This window comes from Cellulomonas sp. P5_C6, assembly GCF_054049635.1.
On sequence record NZ_JBFULZ010000236.1, the window covers coordinates 1 to 5,703 of the forward strand.

At 73.2% G+C, this 5,703-nt stretch carries 6 protein-coding genes; 5 read left to right on the top strand and 1 reads right to left on the bottom strand.

Annotated features, from left to right (window positions below; genetic code table 11):
* A partial coding sequence (locus ACXJKG_RS18875; RefSeq protein WP_456847274.1) for a hemolysin family protein occupies positions 1 to 1,291 on the bottom strand: 1,291 nt, incomplete at its 3' end.
* A 255-nt stretch (positions 1,292 to 1,546) separates the two neighbouring features.
* Between ACXJKG_RS18875 and ACXJKG_RS18880 the strand changes: the two genes are divergently transcribed.
* From ACXJKG_RS18880 to ACXJKG_RS18900, 5 genes are all read left to right on the top strand, one after another.
* Complete coding sequence (locus ACXJKG_RS18880; protein WP_456847275.1) at positions 1,547 to 2,326, top strand: response regulator transcription factor; 780 nt, start codon at positions 1,547 to 1,549, stop codon at positions 2,324 to 2,326.
* A complete protein-coding gene (locus tag ACXJKG_RS18885; RefSeq protein WP_456847276.1) occupies positions 2,323 to 3,399 on the top strand; it encodes a sensor histidine kinase in 1,077 nt (358 codons plus the stop codon). The genes ACXJKG_RS18880 and ACXJKG_RS18885 overlap by 4 nt, the downstream gene beginning before the upstream one ends.
* Before the next feature lie 39 nt (positions 3,400 to 3,438).
* Positions 3,439 to 4,347, top strand: coding sequence for an ABC transporter ATP-binding protein (locus ACXJKG_RS18890; protein WP_456847277.1), 909 nt, complete (start codon positions 3,439 to 3,441; stop codon positions 4,345 to 4,347).
* Complete coding sequence (locus ACXJKG_RS18895) at positions 4,347 to 5,162, top strand: ABC transporter permease (RefSeq protein WP_456847278.1); 816 nt, start codon at positions 4,347 to 4,349, stop codon at positions 5,160 to 5,162. Before ACXJKG_RS18890 ends, ACXJKG_RS18895 begins: the two co-directional genes overlap by 1 nt.
* 273 nt (positions 5,163 to 5,435) lie before the next feature.
* A partial coding sequence (locus ACXJKG_RS18900) for a 2-oxoglutarate dehydrogenase E1 subunit family protein (protein WP_456847279.1) occupies positions 5,436 to 5,703 on the top strand: 268 nt, incomplete at its 3' end.

Genomic DNA, 5,703 nt, shown 5'->3' on the forward strand with positions numbered 1-5,703 from the left:
CCGCGCACACGCGCACCCGCTCCACGCGCCGACCGGCCATCGCGTCGACCTGGAGCCGGACCCGGTCGACGACGATCTCGTCGCCGTCGGCCGGGATGCGGCCGAGCACGAACATGAGCAGGCCGCCCAGGGTCTCGTAGGGGCCGTCGGCGGGGACGTGCAGACCCGTGATCTCGGCCAGCTCGTCGGGCCGCAGGACCCCGGGCAGCAGCCACGAGCCGTCGGCGGACCGCGCGGTGGAGGCGCGCCGCCGGTCGTGCTCGTCGGCCACGTCCCCCACCAGCTCCTCGACGACGTCCTCGAGCGTGACGACCCCGGAGGTGCCGCCGTACTCGTCGACCACGACCGCCATCTGCAGGCCCTGCTCGCGCAGCTCGACCAGCAGCGGACCCAGGTGCACGGTCTCGGGCACACGCGGCGCCTCGACCATGAGGGCGGCCGCGGGGACCTCGGCGCGCCGCTCGTACGGCACGGCGATAGCGCGGCGCAGGTGCACCAGCCCGACGATGTCGTCGCTCGAGTCGCCGATCACCGGGAAGCGGGAGTGCCCGGTCCGGCGGGACAGGTCGACGACGTCGGCCGCCGACTCCTCGCGCCGCACCACGACGAGCCGGAGGCGGTCCGTCATCACGTCGACGGCGGTGAGCTCGCTGAACTCGATCGAGTTGGTGAGCAGCGTGGCCGTCGACTCGTCGAGCGTGCCCACCTCGGCCGAGCGACGCACCAGCGCGGCCAGCTCCTGCGGCGACCGACCGCCGGAGAGCTCCTCGCGCGGCTCCACGCCGACGCTGCGCAGCAGGGCGTTGGCGCTGCCGTTGAACACGACGATCAGCGGGTGCAGCGCGCTGGTGAACCCGCGCTGCAGCGGGGCGACCATGCGGGCGGTGGGCAGCGGGCGGCTGATGGCCAGGTTCTTCGGGATGAGCTCGCCGACGACCATGGAGAAGCCGTTGACCAGGATGATCGCGAGCAGCGCGGCGACGATGCCGCCGATGGCCCGGCCCAGCGCGGAGTCCTCCAGCGGGATCCGCAGCAGCCGGACGACGGCCGGTTGCGTGGTGTACCCGAGCAGGACCGTGGTCAGGGTGATGCCCAGCTGGGCGCCGGAGAGCTCGGTGGACAGCCGTCGCAGCGCCTTGAGCACGGACTGGCTGCGCCGGTCGTCAGGCGCGGCCTGCCCCTCGACCAGGCCGGGGTCGAGCGTGACCAGCGAGAACTCGCTGGCGACGAACACCGCGGTGCCGAGCGTGAGCAGCACGCCCAGCCCGACCAGGAGCCACTCGGTCAGCACGCGGCACCGACGGGCGCACGACGAACGCCGACCCGGAGGTCGGCGCTCGAGTGGGCAGAAGAGTAGAGAGGAGAGAGGAAGTGGTGGCCGGCATGGTCTCCCCCGGGCTCGTCGGCCCGGGAGTGACGCCGGCAGCGACTTGAGCTGCTCATGGTGGCCCCGATCATACGGGCGCGAGGGCGACACCACCCGGCGCATCCACACTCCCGAGCGTCACCGGGGGTCGAAGGTGCGGGCCTGTGCCACGCTGGCGGCATGGTGAACGTGAGCGGTGGGCCGACGACGGCGGCCGGCGGAGCAGCCGGCACCACGGTCCTGGTGGTGGAGGACGAACCGGCGATCGCGCAGGCGATCGTGCACCGGCTCTCGGCGGAGGGCTGGACCGTGGAGTCGGCGGGCGACGGGCTGTCCGGCGTCAGCGCGGCGTCGCGACTGCGGCCGGACGTCGTGGTGCTCGACGTGATGCTGCCGGGGATCGACGGGCTCGAGGTGTGCCGGCGGATCCAGGCCGAGCGGCCGGTGCCGGTGCTCATGCTCACGGCCCGGGACGACGAGACCGACATGCTCATCGGGCTCGGCGTGGGTGCCGACGACTACATGACGAAGCCGTTCTCGATGCGCGAGCTCGTCGCCCGCACCAAGGCGCTCCTGCGCCGCACCGAGCGCGCGACCCGGGCGGCCGAGATGGCCGCCGCCGAGCAGCCCGACCCGCCGCTGGTCCTGGGCGACGTCACCGTCGACCGCGCCCAGCGTCGCGTCCTGCGCGGCGACACCGAGGTGCACCTGACGCCCACGGAGTTCGACCTGCTGCTCGCGCTCGCCGCGACGCCCCGCACGGTGCTGACGCGCGAGCGTCTGCTCGCCGAGGTGTGGGACTGGGTCGACGCCAGCGGCACCCGCACGGTCGACTCCCACATCAAGGCGCTGCGCCGCAAGCTCGGCCCCGACCTCATCCGCACGGTGCACGGCGTCGGCTACGCGTTCGAGCCGAACGACGGCACGGGCGACGGGGCCACGGTCCCCGAGGGCGCGTGAACGCACCCCGGCACGTCCGCGGCGAGTTCGCACGCTCGCGGATCCCCGACGTCCGACCGCTGGACCGCTTCCGCTCGATCAAGATCAAGCTCGGCGTGCTGGTGGCCGCGACCGTCACGCTCGCCGCATTCATCACCTGGTTCGGCCTCTACAACCACCTCGGCCCGTCCCGGACGCTGCCGATCGCGATCATCGCCTCGCTCATCGTCACCCAGCTGCTCGCCCGCGGGATGACGTCGCCGCTGCGGGAGATGACGTACGCCGCGGGGCGGATGGCGAACGGCGACTACAGCCGGCGGGTGCGCGCGACGAGCCTCGACGAGGTCGGCCAGCTGGCGGTCGCGTTCAACACGATGGCCGACGACCTCGAGCAGGCCGACACGTTCCGCCGCGAGCTCGTCGCCAACGTCTCGCACGAGCTCCGCACCCCGGTCACCGCACTGCAGGCCCAGCTGGAGAACATCGTCGACGGCGTGACCGAGGCGGACCCCGCGACCATGCAGGCGGCCCTGGCACAGACCGAGCGGCTCGGCCGCCTCGTGACGTACCTGCTCGACCTGTCCCGGCTGGAGGCCGGCGACGTCCCCCTGCAGGTCGCGGACGTGCGGCTGCAGGACTTCCTGGAGGAGGCGGCCGAGGGCGCGATGCTGGTCGGGGCCACCAAGCGGCTGCGGTTCCCCGTGGTGGTCGACCCTCCGGACCTCACGGTCCCCGCCGACCCGGACCGCCTGCACCAGGTCGTCGCCAACCTGCTGCACAACGCGGTCCGGCACTCCCCCGACGACGACGAGGTCCGCCTCGAGGCGTCGCGCGTGGGCGCGGACGTGCGGATCGACGTGGTCGACCACGGACCGGGCATCGCGCAGGACCAGCGGGCGCACGTGTTCGAGCGGTTCGTCCGCGGCAACAACCCGGCGCACACGGGGCAGGTCTCCACCGGCGGGACCGGGCTGGGCCTGGCGATCGTCCAGTGGGCGGTCGAGCTGCACGGCGGCCGGATCGAGGTCGCGGACACGGAGGTCGGCTGCACGATGCGGGTGACCCTCCCGGCGACCAGCCCGCACATCGCCTGACACATTGTTCTACTCCCGGTAGAACACTAGGGTCGGAGCATGACGACCGACGGCACGATCCTCGTCGAGCACCTCTCCAAGTCGTTCGGGTCCGTACGCGCCGTGGACGACCTCTCGTTCGAGGTGACGCCGGGCCGGGTGACCGGGTTCCTCGGACCCAACGGCGCGGGCAAGACCACCACGCTGCGCATGCTCCTCGGGCTCGTCCGCCCGACGTCGGGGGCCGCGACGATCGGCGGCCGGACCTACGGGCAGATCCAGCGTCCGCTGCGCACGGTCGGTGCCGCGCTGGAGGCCTCGAGCTTCCACCCGGGCCGCACCGCGCTGGACCACCTGCGCCTCTACACGCCGCAGGTCGGCGTCCCCGACGAGCGCGCCGGCCAGGTGCTCGAGCTGGTCGGCCTCTCCGCGGCGGCGGACCGGCGCGTCGGCGGCTTCTCCCTCGGCATGCGGCAACGGCTCGCGCTGGCCACCACCCTGCTGGGAGACCCGCGCGTGCTGCTGCTCGACGAGCCCGCCAACGGGCTCGACCCGGAGGGGATCCGGTGGCTGCGGGGCTTCCTGCGCGCCCTGGCCGCCGAGGGCCGGACCGTCCTGGTGTCCAGCCACGTGCTGTCCGAGGTGGAGCAGACGGTCGACGACGTCGTGATCATCGCCCGGGGAAGGCTGGCGCACGCGTCGTCGCTCGCCGAGCTGGCCGGCATGGCCCGGACCCGCGTCCGCGTCGTCTCCCCCGACGGCGCCGGGCTCGCGATGCTGGTCGAGCGGAGCGGCTGGACCCGGACGCCGACGGTCGACCCGCGGGTCGCGGAGCTGCTCGACGTCGACGCCGCGACCGTCGGCGCCGCCGCGTTCGGCGCGGGCCTGGAGCTGCACGAGCTGGCCGGCCAGGACCCGGGGCTCGAGGGCCTGTTCCTGGAGCTCGTCGGCCACGGCGAGGTGGCCTGATGCGCGCCGCCCTGGTCACCGAGTACCGCAAGCTGGTCACCACCCGGTTGTGGTGGCTGCTGCTGATCGCCATGGCCGTCTACATGGCGTTCCTCGCCGCCGTGCTCGGCTGGGGCATCTCCCAGCCCGGCGGGCTGTCGGGCACGACGAGCGACACCGGCGGTGTCGTCGACACCGCGCCGGACGCGGTCGTGCGGGCCGTCTACACGATCGCCGTGACGTTCGGCTACGTGTTCCCGCTGGTGGTGGGCGCGCTGGCAGTCGCCGCGGAGTTCCGCCACCAGACCATCACCCCCACCCTGCTCGCCGAGCCGCGCCGCACGGTGCTGCTGTCCGCCAAGCTGCTCGCCGCCGCCGGCCTCGGCCTCGTCTACGGCCTGGTCGGCACGCTCGCCGCGGTCGGCGCGGGCGCGACGGTCCTCACGCTGCTGGGCAAGCCGACGTTCCTCGACGACGCCTCGACGTGGCGCACCATCGCGCTGTCAGCCCTGGCGCTCGCGCTGTGGGCCGTGGTCGGCGTCGGGTTCGGCTCGGTGCTCACCAACCAGGTCGCGGTCATCGTCGTCGTCCTGGCGTTCACGCAGTTCGTCGAGCCGGTCCTGCGGTTCGTCCTGTCCCTGACCAGCTGGGGGCACGGCGTCGCCGCCTACCTTCCGGGTGCCGCGGGCGAGGCGGTCTCGGGCGGCAGCTTCTACTCGGAGTCGGGCGTCGGGACGCTGCTGGAGTGGTGGCAGGGCGCCCTCGTGCTGGTCGCGTACGGCGTCGGACTGGCCGCGATCGGGCGCGTGACGACCTTCCGGCGGGACATCACCTGAGCCCGCGCACCCGTGCTGGACGGATGTGCAGAAGCATGACCTGCCAGGGGTGCCGACAACCTCACCTTGAGGCGTGCGGAACTGGCACGTTGCCCCCCGTTGACCCGGGTGTGGCGACGAGGTGAAGACGCCTGCGGATCCGTCGCGCAGGGGCCTCCAGAGGCGGGCCCGAGCGCGTTCAGGCCGTAGTGTTGTCATCAACAGAAGTAGCAGTCGACTAGCAGAGACGCGGTCACGAACCGCAGCGGAAGTGGGCGACCCAGCGTGACCCAGATGGCGGATCCTGACTCGACGCGCGCCGTTTTCGGTGCCAACGAGTGGCTCGTGGACGAGCTGTACGAGCAGTACCTCCAGGACAAGAACACCGTCGACCCGGCGTGGTGGGACTTCTTCGAGGGCTACAAGCCCGACGAGGCCTCGACCAACGGCTCGACCCCGGCGCCCGCGCCGACCAACGGCGTCCCGGCGACGAAGCCGACGCCCGTGGTCCCCGCACCGGCCGCCGCCGCGGCACCCGCAGCACCCCCGGCCCCTCCGGCTC

Coding starts and splice junctions, on each gene's coding strand:
- ACXJKG_RS18880 (WP_456847275.1), top strand. CDS start 1,547: ATGGTGAACGTGAGCGGTGGGCCGACGACGGCGGCCGGCGGAGCAGCC.
- ACXJKG_RS18890 (WP_456847277.1), top strand. CDS start 3,439: ATGACGACCGACGGCACGATCCTCGTCGAGCACCTCTCCAAGTCGTTC.
- ACXJKG_RS18895 (WP_456847278.1), top strand. CDS start 4,347: ATGCGCGCCGCCCTGGTCACCGAGTACCGCAAGCTGGTCACCACCCGG.